Source organism: Kribbella sp. NBC_00382 (assembly GCF_036067295.1).
Lineage (GTDB): Bacteria > Actinomycetota > Actinomycetes > Propionibacteriales > Kribbellaceae > Kribbella.
In genome coordinates, this window is the sequence record NZ_CP107954.1 from 3628419 (window position 1) to 3644389 (window position 15971).

A 15971-nucleotide genomic window follows, 5' to 3' on the forward strand; every position below is an offset into this window, starting at 1 on the left:
GCTCGGCATGCCTCAGATCAGCGTTGAGTACTCCGAGTCCCTGACCGACACGTTCGACCGGCGCGGATTCGCGTTGGCTCTTCACCCGGCCGCGGCCGAGCTGATCGGTAGTGCCCTGCCTGGCTTCAAGACCCGATTCCGTACGACCGGCGAGACCGTCATCGGCGACGGCAACCCGGGCCAGGCGATGATCCACATCGAGCTGGCGATCCTCCCCGGCCGCGACGCCGAGACGAAGGCCCGCCTGGGCGAACTGACCCTGGCCCTCCTGTCCGACCACCTCAAGCCCACCAAGGACCTGAACACCCAGCTGACCGTCGAGATCCGCGACCTCGCCAGCTACCACAAAAAGGTCCTGGCCCCCTGAAGGACGGCCAGCGGTTACGGCACGTGTGGTCTTGGTGACTGCGAGGCGACCCCTTGCTGGTTAAGGGCTCTGATGCTCGCGCAGGGGCCGCGGGAAATGGTAAGACGGCGAGATGCAATTGCCCTCAGCATCCTTTCTCTCGGCTGCCGCGGAGCCGCTTTACCGTGCGGCCGTCGTGGGCGGGAGGACGAGCTTGGAGGTACTGGCCGAGCGTGCCGGTATGGACTGCGCGGCTGCTGCGGACGAGGTGAAGGCGCTGGCCGCCATCGGTCTACTCGAAGTGAGTGACGGCGGGATCGAGGCAGTCGCTCCGCGGATTCCGTTGGAGCAGGTGGCGGCTGAGCATGTGAGGGCTGCTGACGCCACTCGTCAGATCGCCTCGGTTTTTGCCGACATCTGGAGCGAGGCCGGCGACCGCTCGAGCTTCGTGGAGGTCGTCACGGACGAGGCGCGGTGCGTGGCAGTCGAGGCCAAGCTGATGGATGACACTGTCTCGACCGTCGACGGTTTGTGCATCGGCCCGGTCTCGCCGCGGAAGGCCCAGACCGGGATGGAGATCCCGCGGCCTGGCGTGGTGGTCGGATTCTTTGCGGCGATGGAACGCGGCGTGCGAGCCCGCGGGCTCTATGGCGTCTCGGTTCTCGAGGACTTCGAAGGACTTGCCGCAGTTCATCAGTGCATCGCGGTCGGCGAGCAGGCGCGGGTCTTCGCCCAGGTACCGCTCAATCTCATGCTGTACGACGACAAGCGTGCGCTGCTGTCGGTTCCTGGCCAGAAAGGGGCACGGCGGTCACTCATCATCGTCCACGAGTCCGGCCTGCTCGACTCCTTGGTGGGCCTCTTCGACGTCTTCTGGCAGATGGGTGTGCCGCTGTCGGCGGAGTCTCAGGTGGTCGACGCGTTGGGTGGTCCGGGTTCGGGCGAGCAGCAGCTATTGTCCTACCTGGCAGCCGGTCTCACCGATGAGGCGATCGCCCGCGACCTGGGCGTGAGTGCTCGTACGGTCGGCCGGCGGATCGCTCGGCTCGAAGAGGTACTCGGCGCTCACAGCCGATTCCAGCTGGCCATCCAGGCGAGCCGGCGAGGCTGGATCTGAGTCAGTACGACAGCGCCTCCCCGAGCCCGAGGGGCTCGAGGAGGCGCCACTGCTCAGCGTCGTACCAGGTCTGCGATCACTCCGCCACGGTGGCCGTGAACGCGCCCGATCCGGAGTCGGCCTTCACCACGAGGCGGTAGGTGCCCGCCGTGTTGTTGTAGGTGAACGACTCGTCCGGGTTCGGGGTGATGCCTTGGGCAACCGTCACCCAGGAGAATCCGGACAGCTTCTGCAGGTAGACGTCGAAGTCGGCGCCGGTCGGCCCGTCGAGGCAGACCTTGAGCTGGCCCGCATCGCTGTCGCTGAACGCCGGGAACGTCTTGCTGCCGCCTGCGGTGAGGCTGCCGTTGTAGCTGAGCGCGCCGGTGCACGCCCCGCCACCACTGCCGCCGGAGACGACCCACGAGAACGACACGCTGGCCGTCTTGCCCGCGGCGTCAGTGACCTTCGCCGCCACGGTGGAGGTGGCTGCGGCGGTCGGAGTACCGGAGATCAAACCCGTCGAGGCGTTGACCGTGAGGCCCGCGGGGAGACCCGTCGCCGACCACGAGTACGGAGTGGTGCCGCCCGTCGCTGCGAGCTGCAGCGTGTCAGCGGTACCTACGGTGCTCGTCTGCGCGCCGGGGTTGGTGACCGTCGGGGCGCCGGGGTCGGGGTTGCCCGTGCCACACGTCTCGGTCGTCGCCGCAACAGCGATGGCCGTGAACGCCTTTTCGACCGCAAGACACTCTGCCGAGCCTTGGCCGTAGAGGTCCTTGGCGGACTTGATCGCGCCGGTCCGGGCGTTGGAGTACTTGCTCGACGACGTCAGGTAGGTCGACAGTGTGCGGTACCAGATCTTCTCGGCCTTCGCGTGACCGATGCCGGTCACGGCCGCGGCGCCGGAACAGGTCGGGGAGTTGTAGCTGACCCCGTTGACCGTCTTGGCGCCCGAGCCCTCGGAGAGCATGTAGTACCAGTGGTTGAGTGGGCCCGAGGAGTAGTGCGGGTCGAGGGAGCCGAGGGTCGAGGACCAGCAGTCCTTCGACGCTCCGTCCTTGCTCGGCTTGTCCATGTACCGCAGCGGCGAGCCGTTGCCGTTGATGTTGATCTCTTCACCGATGAAGTAGTCCGGCACGTCGTTGGGGTTGTTCACGTAGAACTCGATCGCCGTACCGAAGATGTCGGAGTTCGCCTCGTTGAGACCGCCGGCCTCACCGGAGTACACGAGTCCCGCGGTGTTCTCAGTGACGCCATGGCTCATCTCGTGCCCGGCGACGTCCAGCTCGGTGAGCGGAGCGGCGTTGCCCGCACCGTCGCCGTACGACATCTGCGTGCCGTCCCAGAACGCGTTCACCATCGCGTTGGCGAAGTGAACCCGCGAGCGGGCCCCGCGGCCGTCGTCCCAGATCCCGTTCCGGCCGAGCTGGGTCTTGTAGTACTCGAACGTCTTCTGCGCGCCGTAGAGCGCATCGACGGCGGCCGACGCACGGTCGGAGTTCGCCCCGGTACCCCACTTGTCGTCGGAGTCGGTGAAGATGTCACCGTCCGGGCCCTCACCCGTGTTGGGGTCGCCCTGGTTGTGGACGTCGGTGGCCGTGTGGCCCGCCGCGTCCCTCATCTCGAAGCCGCCGCCCGACTTGGCGGTGGTGTTGATGGTGACGTTGCCGACGAAGATGCCGTTGCCGGTACCGGTCTTGATCTCGTCGTCGGTCAGGAGCACGGCGCCCGTACCGGCGTCGACGTACGTGTGCAGCCGGGTCGGAACCTGGTTGGCACGAATGCCGGTGGTCAGTACGTCGTACGCCAGCTTGGGACCCTGGTCGGTGACGAGGACGACCAGCTCGTTCCCGGCGGCCTTCTCGTCCTTGGTGGCCTTTGACGTGGCGAGACCCTTGGCCTGTGCTGCCGCCTTGGAGATCTTCGGCGTCCGCGACGCGGGGGCGATGCTCTTGCGGCCGAGGTTGTAGGTGACGTCGGTGACCGCGCCCTTCGCGTCCTTGTGGGTGACCAGGTCGCCACCGATCACGCGCAGTCTGTCGAGCGTGCGCTGGTACCGGACGTGCGTGCTGCCGTCCGCATCCTCGATGACCGTTTTGACGGTCAGCTTCTCGCCCGCGGCCAGGCCCAGCGCGAAGGCACTCGCCGGGGCCTGCGCCTGCTCGTCGGCAGTCGAATCGTGGGCGGCGGCGCCAGGAGTTGTCTGGTCGGCGTGGGCGGCGAAGACCGGCGTCATCACCAGCCCGGCGGCGAGTAGACCGCTGGTCGCGATCAACCTGGTTTTGGCTCGTTTCACAACTGCTCCTTGGGGCGGGGCCGACGATCTGCCGACCTGGGGTGCACCAGCCGCGTCCGGGACATGTCAGCGGCGATGGCGATTTGGGTGCTCTGAGTTTGAGCACGCCCCACCACCAACGGAAGGCGTTCTCCCTGGCGGACATCGGCACCGCCGATTTACGACATCCCCTGGGACGGATGCGGCATCGTTGCCATAAGCACCAAGCCGGCACCCAGGCGAAGCTGGTAGCGGGAGTAGCGGCGATGGCCGCCCTCGGAGCGTTGCGGGGTGATCAGCTTCGCTTCGTCCAGGCTGCGCTATGCCGAAGGGCCCCGGTGCCGAAGCACCGGGGCCCAAGGGGTTGTTGGATTGTCACCATCTACCGGCCGTGAGGCCGGCCTTGCATGTCCGCAGCGCGCCACGTGAAGGCCATCGCTACGGGGATCGCTGAATGCGTAACCGAAGACCACCTTCCTTCTTGATGGAACCACGGCACCCGCCCGGCGAAATACTGGCACTGGCGGGCGATCCGACGGCGTAATCCGTTCCCTTCTCTCTCGAACAACTGCTTCGATCCGTCAAGCCTGGAACCCCGATCGACCACTGGCTCCACAGACTCTGACCTTGGCGCGAAACCCGAGCCCCTTCACTGATCGGCCCGGCGGAGTCCGCCGTCGTACCTACTGCACAACTCCTACTGCACAAACTCTCGGACAGGTCGTTGGCTGTCCACGTCAGCTTCGCTGTTCTTCTCTGTCAACACGAGGAACATTACACACGCCACACCCCAATGTCTAACTCCGCCACGATAGGTTTTACGGGGATCTCACAACAGCTTCGCTGTCCCCTCCGCGCGCACTGAGCATCACGCTCAGACCGGCTCGCCGAGGTCTTGTGCCATCCAGCCGGGCGTGTCCAGGCGTACGGGCTCGGCACCGACCAGCTCCGTCAGTTGCGCCTCGAGTTCGGTGAGCTGAGCGGCGCCGATCTGGCGTGCCCATCGCTCGCGCAACTCGTCGAAGATGGCCTCGGCTTCCCGAAGCATGTCGAACCCCCGCGGGGTCACCTGAAGCCGTTTGCGACGGGCGTCCGCGGGATCCACGTCGCGCGCTACATAGCCACGTTCCTGCAGTACCGCGATCGTTTTGGCCGCCGCCTGCTTGGAGACCACCATGCGCCGACCCAGCTCGGAGGCGTTGTCGGCGCCGGCGGCAATCGCGCGGATCGCGAAGTCGTGGACGGGGCGGACATCGGCGTGACCGCGGCTGGCCAGCTCGGTGTGTGCCGCGTCCACCAGGCAGCGAAAACCTCCGAGTAGTAGCAGTGCGAGGTCGGCACCAGAGCGAGACATGGGCCTCAGGTTACGGTGCCCGGCTGGACAACGACAACCCAGTTGTCTATTGTAATGGACAACTAAGTTGTCGAATACGGAGGATGTCATGACTACCCCCGAGATCGCGTCACTGCCCGGGATCACGCACCACTACGTCGACGCCAACGGAACCCAGCTCCACTACGTCGAGGCCGGCACTGCCGGGTCCCCGATCCTGCTGGTTCACGGCTTCCCCGAGACATGGTGGGCGTTCCGCAAGCTCATCCCGCTGCTGGCGGCGGACCACCGCGTGTTCGCTGTGGACCTGCGTGGCTTCGGTGACTCCGGCAACGAGGCCGGTCCGTACGACAGTGCGACCTCCGCCGAGGACCTGCACCAGCTCATCGGGCACCTCGGTCTCGGTCCGGTGCACCTCGCGGGACAGGACATCAGCGGGCAGACCGTCTTCCGGCTCGCGGCCACGCACCCGCAGGACGTTCGCAGCTTCACCGCGATCGAGACGGGACTTCCCGGGTTCGGTATGGAAAAGCTGGCCGATGTCACCCACGGAGGCGTTTGGTACATCGGCATGCTGACCACCCCGGGCATCCCGGAGATGCTGCTGGCCGGTCGGGAGCGCGAGTTCCTGGCTCAGTTCGCCGGCCCGCCCATGACCGTGACGCCGGGAGCGATCACCGAGGCCGACCTCGCCGAATTCGCCAGGACCTACTCGCGGCCCGGCGGGCTCCGCGGCGCGATCGGCCTCTACCGGTCGATGCTCCAGGACGGCGCGGACATCACGGCTCTCGCCGCCGAGCGCCCGCTGGACATGCCGGTGCTGGCGGTCGGCGCCGGCGGTGGTGACTTCACCAGTGCCACCTTCACCAAGGTCGCGGCCGGCGTGGTTCGGTCCGTCTCGCTCGAGGGCGTCGGCCACTACGCCGCCCAGGAAGCCCCGGACGAGTTGGCAACCGCTGTTCTCGCCTTCCTCCGCGACGTCGATGCGGCCTGACCGGGAACGTTGTCAGCGCACCAGGAGATCGACGGCGATCTTCATCCGTTCGAGGTAGAACTCCCGCGATGGGGCCTGATGCTTGAGGCCGATCGAGGCGCTGATCATCGTCTGTGCGACAGCAGCGGCCGTCTCTTGTCCCGATTCGACGGCGATCGCGTCCGTGATCAGCTCCTCGAAACGGCGCGGCGCGGTTTCCGCGATCTGTCCGAGCAGGTCGGGGTTGTCCTCGATGACGGCCGTGACCTCGCGAGCCAAGGGGCCGGTGTAGCGGCCCGTCCACTGGTCGAATGCCTCGACGAGGCGCTTTGGAAGGGGGCGGCCGGTGTCGGCCAGGATCTGCTCGACCGCTGCGATGTCCCGCTCCAGCGACTGGGTGACCGCGGCACGGAAGAGAGTCTCCTTCGAGGAGAAGAGAAAGTAGAGCCCGGGCCGGGAGATGCGCGCCGCCCGCGCGACCTCCTCCATCGAGGTTTTCCGGTAGCCGAACCGCGCGAACGTGGCCATCGCGGAGTCCAGAACCATGCTGCGGCGATCGGTATCGGCGCCCGTGGACAGGCGCTGGCCGGAGTCGGGACTGCTCATGAGGCGAGCATACGAGCGAAAATCAAACTATACAAGTTGAGTCTAATGCGTATAGTCGATGACATGAACCAGCTCATCTCCACGCCCTTCACCGCCGCCAGTACCGCGGACGAGGTGCTGCGCGGCGCTGATCTCACCGGCGTCCGCGCGATCGTGACGGGAGCTTCCTCCGGACTCGGCATCGAGACGGCTCGGGTACTGACCGCTGCCGGGGCGGAAGTGGTCCTCGCCGTCCGGAACGCAACCGCAGGTGATGCCGTCGCCGAGGCGATCGAGAAGTCGACGGGAGCGATACGGCCCCGAGTCGCCCGGCTCGACCTCGCCGACAGGACCAGCGTCGCACGGTTCGTCGACGCGTGGAGCGGCCCTCTTCACCTGCTGATCAACAACGCGGGCGTGGTCACCAGTGGCCTCGAACGAACACGCGAGGGCTGGGAACTGCAATTCGCGACAAACCATCTCGGTCATTTCGCCCTGGCTGCCGGCCTTCATGACGCCCTGGCCCTGGGAGCGGCCGACCGCGACGGAGCACGGGTGGTGTCGGTCAGTTCGACGGCGCACATGCGTTCCGGCATCGACTTCGACGACCTTCACTTCGAGCGTCGCGACTACGACCCGCAGATCGCCTACGCCCAGTCGAAGACGGCGAACTCGCTCTTCGCCGTCGAGGCGACGCGCCGCTGGGCGTCCGATGGCATCGTCGCCAATGCGGTGAACCCCGGCGGTGTCGCGACGGGACTGCAGCGGAACTTCACACCACAACAGAAGGCGTCGCTCGACGCGGCCGAGGCCGCTGGAGTCTTCACCTATAAGACGGTTGAGCAGGGAGCCGCCACCAGCATGGTCGCGGCCGTCGCCCCCGAGTTCGCTCACTCCGGAGGGCACTACCTTGACGATTCGCAAGAGGCCTACACGGTGCCGAACGATGCCGACCTCGCGCAGCATCCGCACGGTGTCAAGGAATGGGCGCTCGATCCCACCACAGCCCAACGCCTCTGGACCGTCTCGGCCAACCTGCTCCGCGGCTGACCTAGACTCATTGAAACGGACGATCTCGTCCGGTTAGGTTGATTGGAGTCGGCAATGAGCATGGCCTATATCGCGCAACCGCAGCAGCAACAACAACTCGAATGGCTGGACGGGGGCACCCTGGCGGTGCTGCTCGACGGGCTGGCCACGAACGGCCAGTTGATGATGGGCCGCTTCGACGTCGAGGAGGGCGAGGCGCCGCCGTACCACCAGCACACCAACGAGGACGAGATCTTCCTGCTGATCAAGGGGACCGCGCTGGTCTGGTGTGACGACGAGGAGTACGAACTGGCCGAGGGGGGAGTGGTGTTCCTGCCCAAGCAGATACCGCATGCGTACCGGATCACTTCCAAGAGGGCCGACCTGCTGATGATCAACACCCCGGCCGGTATCGAAGGGATGTTCCGCGAAACCGGCCGGGACAAGTCCACACCGCGTCCGCCCGGTCACGAGGTCAAACCCGATCCGGCGATCGCCACGAAGTACGGCAACGTCATCGTCGGACCACCACGCTGATGACCGCCGACCACAACAGCCGGGTGATCGAGGAATTTCGCGCCAACAACGGCAAGGTTGGTGGGAACTTCGAAGGAGCGCCACTCCTCCTGCTGCACAGCACAGGCGCTCGTTCCGGCGAGCCGCGGATCACTCCGATGATGTATCTGCTGGACGGAGGACGCTATCTCGTATTCGCCTCCAAGGCGGGCTCCGACAGCAATCCTGCCTGGTATCACAACCTGCTCGCCCATCCCGAAGTACAGATCGAAGTCGGCGGCGACACGATCGCCGTCCAGGCTGTCGAACTGCGTGGCGACGAGCGGGACATGTACTTCGCCGAACAAGCCCGCCGCTACCCAGGCTTCGCCGGCTATCAGCAGAAGACCGATCGGATCATCCCGGTGATTGCCTTGACGCCTCTCGCCGACTCCGACAACCCGAAGGAGACGGCCCGATGAGCCGCCAGCAACGCGAGCAGCTCGACCAGATTCTGCGGCACGGCGAGTTCGACATCGGTGGAGACGTCGACGAGCAGCGGGTGATCTTTCACGAGATGATCTCCTCGGTGCCGCTGGCCGACGACATCGTCACAACGCCGGGCGAGCTCGGCGGTGTACCGGTGATCACGGTCGAGACTCCGGACAACGATCCTTCGGTCGTCGTGCTGTACTTCCACGGCGGTGGATACGCCCTCGGGTCAGCGCGGGACTCGGTCGGATTGGCGGCCGACGTTGCTCGGCGGGTCGGCGCGCGTGCGATCACCGTCGACTACCGGCTCGCTCCCGAGCATCGGTATCCCGCCGCGATCACGGACGCGGTCGCCGCGTATCAGGCACTGCTCGACAGCGGCGTGCCGAATTCCCGGGTCGCCTTCGTGGGGGAGTCGGCGGGCGGCGGTCTGGTGGTAGCGACACTTGTCGCTCTCAAGGAGGCGGGTTTGCCGCAGCCATCATCGGCAGCGGTCTTCTCGCCGTTCGTCGACCTCACCTTGTCCGGTGAGAGCATGAAGACCAAGGCCGAGGTCGACCCGGCCCTGACCCTTGACGGTCTTCGCCGCCGGGTCGGCGACTACTTGGCCGGCGGGGATCCTGCGGTCGGGACAGCGAGCCCGATCTTCGCCGACCTCACCGGTCTGCCGCCGCTGCTCATCCAGGCCGGCTCCCACGAGATCCTTCTCGACGACGCCACCCGACTTGCGGCCCGCGCCGCCGCGTACGACGTACCGGTCCAGCTGCAGGTGTGGCCGGAGGTGCCGCACGTCTTCCAAGGCTTTGCCGCACTTCTCGACGAAGGTGCCACAGCGCTCGACTCCGCTGCAGCCTTCACCAAGGCGCATTGGGTCACCGAATAGCCGAAGAACAACCGCGGCAGCCTGCGCGAGCCGAGCGCCTCGCAGGCTACGGGTCGTCGCGCTGCTGCGGGACCGGGGCTTGTTCGACGATCTGCCGTAGCGCTTGGACGTGGCGCAGGAACTGCTGCCGGCCCTCGTCGGTTGCTTGAACCGTGGTTTTGGGAACCCGTCCGAGGTAGGTGCGTCGTTGCTCGATCTTGCCGTCCGTCTTCAGGGTCGTCAGCTGCTTTGACAGTGCGGAATCCGACAAGGCCACCGCGTCACGCAGGAAACCGAAGTCGCACCATTGCGTTGCGCAGAGCACCGACATGATTGCCAGGCGCGTCGGTTCCGACAGCAGACGATCTAGCTCTGGCGGGCGACCTGACGGCACCGAAGAGGTCACAGATCCGCGCGTCGACGCGATGCCGCGGTCAGAAGATGACCAAGGCCGAACAATGCGGTGAACGCGATCCCGTAAACGATTCCGGCCGCGGTGTTCGGGTAGCGACCGAGGCCGATCGCGTTGGCAAGATCCAGGGTTACGTCGCCTCCGTACCGCGAGATCAACCAAGCCCCGACTCCGCCGGTGAACGCCACCAGACCAAACGCCCACGGGCTGATGGACCGCTGCGGCTCAACTCCCCGAAGCCTCCCGAGCAGCGAGACGTCAGCTCTGCTCGTCGCAAACACCACGGCCAGTCCCACCAGAACCAGCACCGCTGTCAACTTTGCGCCCGTGAGATCGACGAGGTCGTTGAGCGCCGACCCGGCAGCGGTCACCGCGAACACCGCCGCGTAGACCCACCACGGCAGTCGTGCGCGCCGCCGCGTCCGTTCCTGGTGAACACGAACCGCGGTTAGTGCCTCCGCGGCGCTGCGCCGTTCGTTCTGATCGCTCATGGTTGCCTCCTCGACTGTTTTCCTCTCTAGAAACTAGTCACTAGTTTCCCATAAGGCAAGTAGCGAGAGGTGCGGTCAGGGCTGAAGGCCGGCGATGAAGATGTCTGCCAGGCGGCGGGCCACCTGGGTCCAGTTTCCGGCCTGCGGGAGTTGCTGAGTCAGCAGGGCGCCGAACACGACGACATCGGCCTTGCTGATCTCGGCGCGGATCGTACCGTCGTCGCGGCCCTGCCTGAGCAGCGATTCGAGGGTGCGGTGCACCTCGGCCATCACTGCCTTGGTGGCGGGGTCGGTCAGCGGCTGACCACTCTGCATCGGGAGAACGAGCTCCCTGCCGTGCCTGATGGTCTGGTAGAGGAAGGCACGAATGGCATCGAGCGGTGGCCTGTCGCCGGCGGCAGCTGAACGCGCGGCGTCCAGGACCATCTCGGCGGAGCGGTGTGCCAGGGCTCCGAGGAGCGCATCGCGGGAAGGGAAGTGGCGGTAGACGGTCCCGACGCCGACGCCGGCGTCCGCCGCGATGGTCGCCATAGGTACAGCGGCACCTTCACGGCGGACCGCGATGGTGGCGGCCACCAAGACGCGGTCACGATTGTCGAGCGCATCGCGCCGCGGTCCGCGCCGACGTCCGGCAGCCTTCGAAACTGGCTCGCTCACGTCGCAATGATCGCAGACCAGGGCTCCGGGTCGTCGGCTATCCAGCGGCCCAACGCGCCTTGGTAAAGGCGGCAGCGGAGTCGAGCGCCGCGGCGGCAGAGCACGCAGGTCAGCTGAGCTTGAGCAGCAGTTCGGTGAGTTCGGCCGGCATTGTGATCATGCAGTCGTGACCGGTGGGCAGCTCCCAGACCTGTGCGGGGTCGCCGTTGGGCTGGAACGGGGCCACCGGCCGCCGGTCCGGCGGGGCACCGACAGTGCACTCGATGTGCGTACGGGGAATCCTCGTCGTGGCAGGGTTGTCCAGCCGGACCGGCTGCTGGAAACAGCCGACCGCGTCGTCGGAAAGCATCGTGCGCAGCCAGGCCTGATCCTCGGGGTCGGTGACGCCGAACAAGCCCGCGGGCATCTCAGGCAGCGGCGGGATGCGCCAAGGGGTGTCGGTCGTGGCGGCCTGGTCGATCAGGAATTGAGACATGGGGACGACGTCGACCGCGGACTCGCCATCCTCGGGGACCATGGCGTCCAGGTAGACCAGGTGCTTGATCCGCTCGGGGACCTCGTTGACGACGGAGGTGATGACGAGCTCGCCGTAGCTGTGACCGACCAGCACCACGTTCAGAGAGCCGACGAGGGGACCCGAACCCCTAACCACCGCTTTGCCTTCCCAGACATCTCGATGATTGCCAAAGTTGTCCGAACATGCCGTGACCTGCAAAGACTCCCCGCCAGGGGAGTCATCGATGCGCATCGCCACGCACCACTTGCCATCCAATCCGGTCAGTAAAACGGCCAGTGGCCTCCATCGGATCGGCTCGCGCTCGGCGCAGCGCACCGACGGAACCGGCCTGCGATACTCCCAACGATGACGCCTGCTCCTGGGGAAGTCGCCATGGCAAATCGAGAGAGCATCGCTTGACATGTCTCTCACAGTGGCATTGGCCGACCCGAAGAGCCCGGTCAACACCTTCTTCGACGAACACCTCCCTCACCACGAGCCGTTCATCCGCCCGTGGTTGAAGACTCTCCTACGTCGTCCACGCGGGAATCCCATGCCAGCGTCACCGGCGCCAAACATCATCGGAGCCGCCATCGAGTTCCGCATTGGATTCGACCTGGCCAAGTCCTTTCCGTACGCCGCTCTTGCGGGCGACATCTCCTTGACGGCAGGGATCGACGCGTTCAGATCCCTGGGCTACGAACCTTCGACCGGCAGCGGCGAGTTGTCGATGTGGCAAAAAGTTGCGTCAGACAACGACCGCGACACTTCCAACGATCACGACCAGCAATTTGCTGCTACAAGGCTGTGCTGGCAGATGGCCTACCTCGAATCCATCGCCTACGAACTCCCGAAAACGGAACTCAACACCCCAGAGAACCTGACCGCGTTCTGGACCCACCTTCGAACCGAACCATCTAGCGAAGCCGTCCAGGTACTACTTGAACTCTGGCGGCGGTACCTCGGCCCAGCACGATCCACGCTGACCGGATTCGGCGACCCCATAGCGATCAGACCCACCTTCGCCAATCGTTTTGCCGCAGGCGATCTACTACTCGGCCGCACCCTCATCGAAGTCAAGTGCGAGCTACGCCCTGAAAACTCACTCCCTCGAACACTCCGCCAAGTCCTGGCCTGTGCACTCGCCGACTCCGACGACGAACTGTCGATCGAAAGCATCGGCGTCTACCACGCATACGAAGGATCCATCGTCCATTGGCCCCTAGCCCGAGCTCTCGCGAGCCTCTCTGCCACTGGTCACGCCTCGCTACCCGAACTCCGCGCACGTTTCGCCGACACCGTCGCGACAGAACGCCGATCAATCGAGGAGCGCCGACGCTGATCGGCCCCGTAGAAGAGGCGTCAAGGACGGCGACACTCCCGGTTGCGGTAACAGAGAGTCGCAATTTGCGATATCAAGGAGGCGGGAGTGAACAAGCTGCGAATCGAAGCGGGCACCTGCCCGCGCCGCCCAAAGCGAGGGAATGTTGTGTGACAGATCGGGTCGGCACTGCAGAGGCCATGCGACTGCGCCTCAGCAGTGCTCAGGCCTGGCTCGAACCGCAGACAGCATCTAGATCAGATGGAAAAGTGGTGCCACTCATTGTCAAACCTCTATCGGCAGCAGATCCAAGGAAGGCAACAGTGTCGGTGGAGCGAAGTAGTCTGAGGCCTCTATGACACCGGCCGATGATCCTGGGCGGGTCGCGGCGGAGCAGCGCGCTCGCGTCCTGATCGACAGCCAGCTCGACGCTGCGGGGTGGAAGGTCCAAGACAAGAAGAACCTGAACCTGTTCGCCGGCCAGGGAATCGCAGTCCGGGAAGTAGTGATGAAACTTGGGCACGGCCGGGTCGACTATCTGCTGTACGTCGACAAGGCGGTCGTCGGTGTCATTGAAGCCAAGCCAGTGGGCACCACACTCTCTGGTGTGGAATGGCAGTCGGCTATGTACGCCGACGGACTCCCCGCCGACGTCAGGCTCGCTGCGAAGGCCAAGGACGGACGTCTACCTTTCGTCTTCGAGGCTAGCGGGATCGAGACCCACTTCACCAACGGCTTCGATCCCGAGCCGCGAGCTCGACTGATCTTCAACATTCCCAGGCCAGACACACTGGCTCGGCTACTCCGAGACGCCGACGCCGAGCCCGAGGTACCGACGTGGCGGGCCAAGGTCGCCAGGCTGCCGGAGCTCGATCACAGTCCTCTTCGTCCGGCGCAGATCGAAGCGATCAACGGGATCGAGCGAAGCCTCGCCGAGCAACGGTTCGACCGATCGCTAGTGCAGATGGCCACCGGGGCCGGCAAGACCTTCGCCGCGGTAACGCAGTCCTATCGGCTGCTCAAGCATGGCGGGTTCAACCGGATCCTTTTCCTAGTCGATCGCAACAACCTCGCCGACCAGACACTCGCGGAGTTCCAGAACTACCGCACCCCTGACGACGGCCGTCGCTTCACCGAGCTCTATAACGTCGCCAAGCTCTCCAGTGCAGGCCCGCTCGGCTCGACGAAGGTGACCATCTCGACCATCCAGCGGGTCTACAAGTTCCTGCAGGACGGCGAGGTTACCGACGCTGATGACCCCGGTCTGGACGAGTTCGTTCCGGACACCCCGGTCACCGTCTCCTACAGCGACGTGTTGCCTCCCGAGACATTCGACCTCGTGATCGTCGACGAGGCCCACCGCAGCATCTACGGCGTGTGGCGCGGCGTGCTGGAGTACTTCGATGCCCATGTCGTTGGCCTCACGGCCACTCCGGGCAAGCAGACGTTCGGATTCTTTCGGCAGAACCTGGTGTCGGAGTACACCTATCCGCAGTCGGTGGCCGATGGAGTCAACGTTGACTTCGACATCTATCGGATACGTACCAAAGTCAGTGAGCAGGGATCGACCATCGAGGCCGGCACGATCGTACCCACCGTTGACCGACGGACCAGGGTGCAGCGACTCGAAGCGCTCGACGAGGACCTGGAGTACCGCGCTCCACAGCTCGACCGTGCTGTGACCGCCACGGATCAGATCAACACTGTACTGGAGACCTTCCGCGACCGTCTCTCCAGCGAAATCTTTCCTGGCCGCACGACGGTCCCGAAAACACTGATCTTCGCCAAGGACGACAACCACGCAGAGGAGATAGTTACCCAGGTCCGGCGGGTCTTCGGAAAGGGCAACGACTTCGCAGCCAAGATCACCTACAGCGCCCGCAATGCTAAGGAGCAGCTCCAGGCGCTTCGCACGTCGCCAACCCTTCGCATCGCGGTCACTGTCGACATGATCGCCACCGGGACGGACGTAAAGCCGCTGGAGTGCGTGTTCTTCTTGCGCGACGTCCGCTCCGCGCAGTACTTCGAGCAGATGAAGGGCCGCGGCGCCCGCACCATCAGCCGCGCAGATTTCCAAGCCGTTACTCCGGACTCTGAGAACAAGACACGCTTCGTCATCGTCGATGCAATCGGCGTCACCGAGCACGGGTACGTCGAACCCCCGCTCAACCGGCAGAGGAGCGTCAGCCTCAAGAAGCTGCTCGACAAGGCTGCCGCACTCACCCTCACAGAGGATGAAGCCGCAACCCTCGCATCCCGACTAGCCAAGCTGGGACTCGACCTCACCGAATCAGAGCGCAACGAGCTCGATGCCGTGGCTGGCCAGCCCATCCACGACATCGTGCGCGGGCTCGTCGATGCCGTCGACCCGGACACCGTTGCTCGGACTGGAAGATCTGCAACGGATCTGGTGGAGACCGCCATCGAACCCCTCGCCGCTAACCCTGAGCTTCGCAACCGGATCCTCGAACTCAGACGTGCTCACGACCGAATCATCGATGAGGTCACCCGCGATGAACTGCTTGAAGCCGGCGGCGTCATCGACAAGAGCCGCGCAACGTCCATCGTGGAGTCCTGGCGCGACTACCTGAATGAGCATCGCGATCAGATCACGGCGATTCAACTGGCCTACGAGGCCGGCGAACGCCGCATCGAGTTCGCATACATCCAGGAGCTCGCCGACCGGATCGCTCGGCCGCCGTACAACTGGACCCCAGATATCATCTGGAACGCATACGTCGCGGTCGAATTCACGAACGTCCGCAACAGCTCCACCCACACCCTGACCGACCTGGTCTCCTTGATGCGCTACACCGTCGGCACCGACGACGAACTCGTTCCCTATGCTGAACGCGTGCGCGAGAAATACGTCGGATGGCTAGCCCAACAGGAGCAAGCCAGCGTCACCTTCACTGAACGCGAACGATGGTGGCTCGACCGCATGGTCTCGGTCATCGCGAACTCCGCCGGCATCCGGCGCGAAGACCTCGACGACGCCCCCTTCACCGAACGCGGAGGCACTGACGGCGCCCTGCGTGACCTCGGCGACCGTGCCGCCGACCTTATTGACGAGCTGAACGAGGAACTCACCGCGTGACTGTGCTAGGA

The 15971-nt window shown here is 65.2% G+C and carries 16 protein-coding genes; 9 read left to right on the forward strand and 7 right to left on the reverse strand.

Annotated elements, in window-relative coordinates:
- Positions 1 to 7 precede the first annotated feature (7 nt).
- Positions 8 to 367 (forward strand): 5-carboxymethyl-2-hydroxymuconate Delta-isomerase, encoded by a 360-nt coding sequence (locus OHA70_RS17745; protein WP_328333898.1) that lies wholly within the window; start codon positions 8 to 10, stop codon positions 365 to 367.
- A 175-nt stretch (positions 368 to 542) separates the two neighbouring features.
- On the forward strand, positions 543 to 1463 hold the full coding sequence (locus OHA70_RS17750) for a helix-turn-helix transcriptional regulator (protein WP_328333900.1): 921 nt from the start codon (positions 543 to 545) through the stop codon (positions 1461 to 1463).
- Positions 1464 to 1539: 76 nt separating this feature from the next.
- Here the strand turns inward: OHA70_RS17750 and OHA70_RS17755 are convergent, their stop codons facing one another.
- On the reverse strand, positions 1540 to 3738 hold the full coding sequence (locus tag OHA70_RS17755; protein WP_328333902.1) for a M4 family metallopeptidase: 2199 nt from the start codon (positions 3736 to 3738) through the stop codon (positions 1540 to 1542).
- A gap of 853 nt (positions 3739 to 4591) precedes the next feature.
- Positions 4592 to 5071 carry a MarR family winged helix-turn-helix transcriptional regulator gene (locus OHA70_RS17760; RefSeq protein ID WP_328333904.1) on the reverse strand — a complete coding sequence of 160 codons (480 nt, stop codon included), beginning with the start codon at positions 5069 to 5071 and terminating at the stop codon, positions 4592 to 4594.
- A gap of 88 nt (positions 5072 to 5159) precedes the next feature.
- Between OHA70_RS17760 and OHA70_RS17765 the strand changes: the two genes are divergently transcribed.
- Positions 5160 to 6044, forward strand: coding sequence for an alpha/beta fold hydrolase (locus OHA70_RS17765; RefSeq protein WP_328333906.1), 885 nt, complete (start codon positions 5160 to 5162; stop codon positions 6042 to 6044).
- Positions 6045 to 6056: 12 nt separating this feature from the next.
- On the opposite strand, the gene OHA70_RS17770 is transcribed toward OHA70_RS17765, so the two are convergent.
- Complete coding sequence (locus OHA70_RS17770; RefSeq protein WP_328333908.1) at positions 6057 to 6629, reverse strand: TetR/AcrR family transcriptional regulator; 573 nt, start codon at positions 6627 to 6629, stop codon at positions 6057 to 6059.
- A gap of 63 nt (positions 6630 to 6692) precedes the next feature.
- Between OHA70_RS17770 and OHA70_RS17775 the strand changes: the two genes are divergently transcribed.
- Genes OHA70_RS17775 through OHA70_RS17790 form a run of 4 tightly spaced genes read left to right on the forward strand, consistent with a single transcriptional unit; the run spans position 6693 to position 9507 of the window.
- Positions 6693 to 7658: an SDR family NAD(P)-dependent oxidoreductase gene (locus OHA70_RS17775; protein ID WP_328333910.1), complete on the forward strand. Its 966-nt coding sequence runs from the start codon at positions 6693 to 6695 to the stop codon at positions 7656 to 7658.
- Positions 7659 to 7712: 54 nt separating this feature from the next.
- On the forward strand, positions 7713 to 8174 hold the full coding sequence (locus OHA70_RS17780; protein ID WP_328333912.1) for a cupin domain-containing protein: 462 nt from the start codon (positions 7713 to 7715) through the stop codon (positions 8172 to 8174).
- The gene (locus OHA70_RS17785; protein ID WP_328333914.1) at positions 8174 to 8614 is read left to right on the forward strand and encodes a nitroreductase family deazaflavin-dependent oxidoreductase; all 441 of its coding nucleotides are present in this window, start codon (positions 8174 to 8176) and stop codon (positions 8612 to 8614) included. The genes OHA70_RS17780 and OHA70_RS17785 overlap by 1 nt, the downstream gene beginning before the upstream one ends.
- Positions 8611 to 9507 carry an alpha/beta hydrolase gene (locus OHA70_RS17790; protein WP_328333916.1) on the forward strand — a complete coding sequence of 299 codons (897 nt, stop codon included), beginning with the start codon at positions 8611 to 8613 and terminating at the stop codon, positions 9505 to 9507. The genes OHA70_RS17785 and OHA70_RS17790 overlap by 4 nt, the downstream gene beginning before the upstream one ends.
- Before the next feature lie 46 nt (positions 9508 to 9553).
- Here the strand turns inward: OHA70_RS17790 and OHA70_RS17795 are convergent, their stop codons facing one another.
- The 4 genes from OHA70_RS17795 to OHA70_RS17810 all read right to left on the reverse strand — a co-directional run bounded on the left by OHA70_RS17795 (position 9554) and on the right by OHA70_RS17810 (position 11965).
- Positions 9554 to 9892, reverse strand: coding sequence for a winged helix-turn-helix domain-containing protein (locus OHA70_RS17795; RefSeq protein ID WP_328333918.1), 339 nt, complete (start codon positions 9890 to 9892; stop codon positions 9554 to 9556).
- Positions 9889 to 10389: a hypothetical protein gene (locus OHA70_RS17800; protein ID WP_328333920.1), complete on the reverse strand. Its 501-nt coding sequence runs from the start codon at positions 10387 to 10389 to the stop codon at positions 9889 to 9891. Before OHA70_RS17800 ends, OHA70_RS17795 begins: the two co-directional genes overlap by 4 nt.
- Positions 10390 to 10464: 75 nt before the next feature.
- Positions 10465 to 11046, reverse strand: coding sequence for a TetR/AcrR family transcriptional regulator (locus OHA70_RS17805; RefSeq protein WP_328333922.1), 582 nt, complete (start codon positions 11044 to 11046; stop codon positions 10465 to 10467).
- A gap of 109 nt (positions 11047 to 11155) precedes the next feature.
- Entirely contained in the window at positions 11156 to 11965 is an 810-nt protein-coding gene (locus OHA70_RS17810) for an alpha/beta hydrolase (RefSeq protein ID WP_328333924.1), read from the reverse strand.
- Between the two features lie 10 nt (positions 11966 to 11975).
- On the opposite strand from OHA70_RS17810, the gene OHA70_RS17815 reads away from it, so the two are divergent.
- Together OHA70_RS17815 and OHA70_RS17820 are read left to right on the forward strand one after the other, a co-directional pair.
- On the forward strand, positions 11976 to 12884 hold the full coding sequence (locus OHA70_RS17815) for a hypothetical protein (RefSeq protein ID WP_328333925.1): 909 nt from the start codon (positions 11976 to 11978) through the stop codon (positions 12882 to 12884).
- 334 nt (positions 12885 to 13218) lie between these two features.
- Positions 13219 to 15960: a type I restriction endonuclease subunit R gene (locus OHA70_RS17820; protein WP_328333927.1), complete on the forward strand. Its 2742-nt coding sequence runs from the start codon at positions 13219 to 13221 to the stop codon at positions 15958 to 15960.
- Positions 15961 to 15971 lie beyond the last annotated feature (11 nt).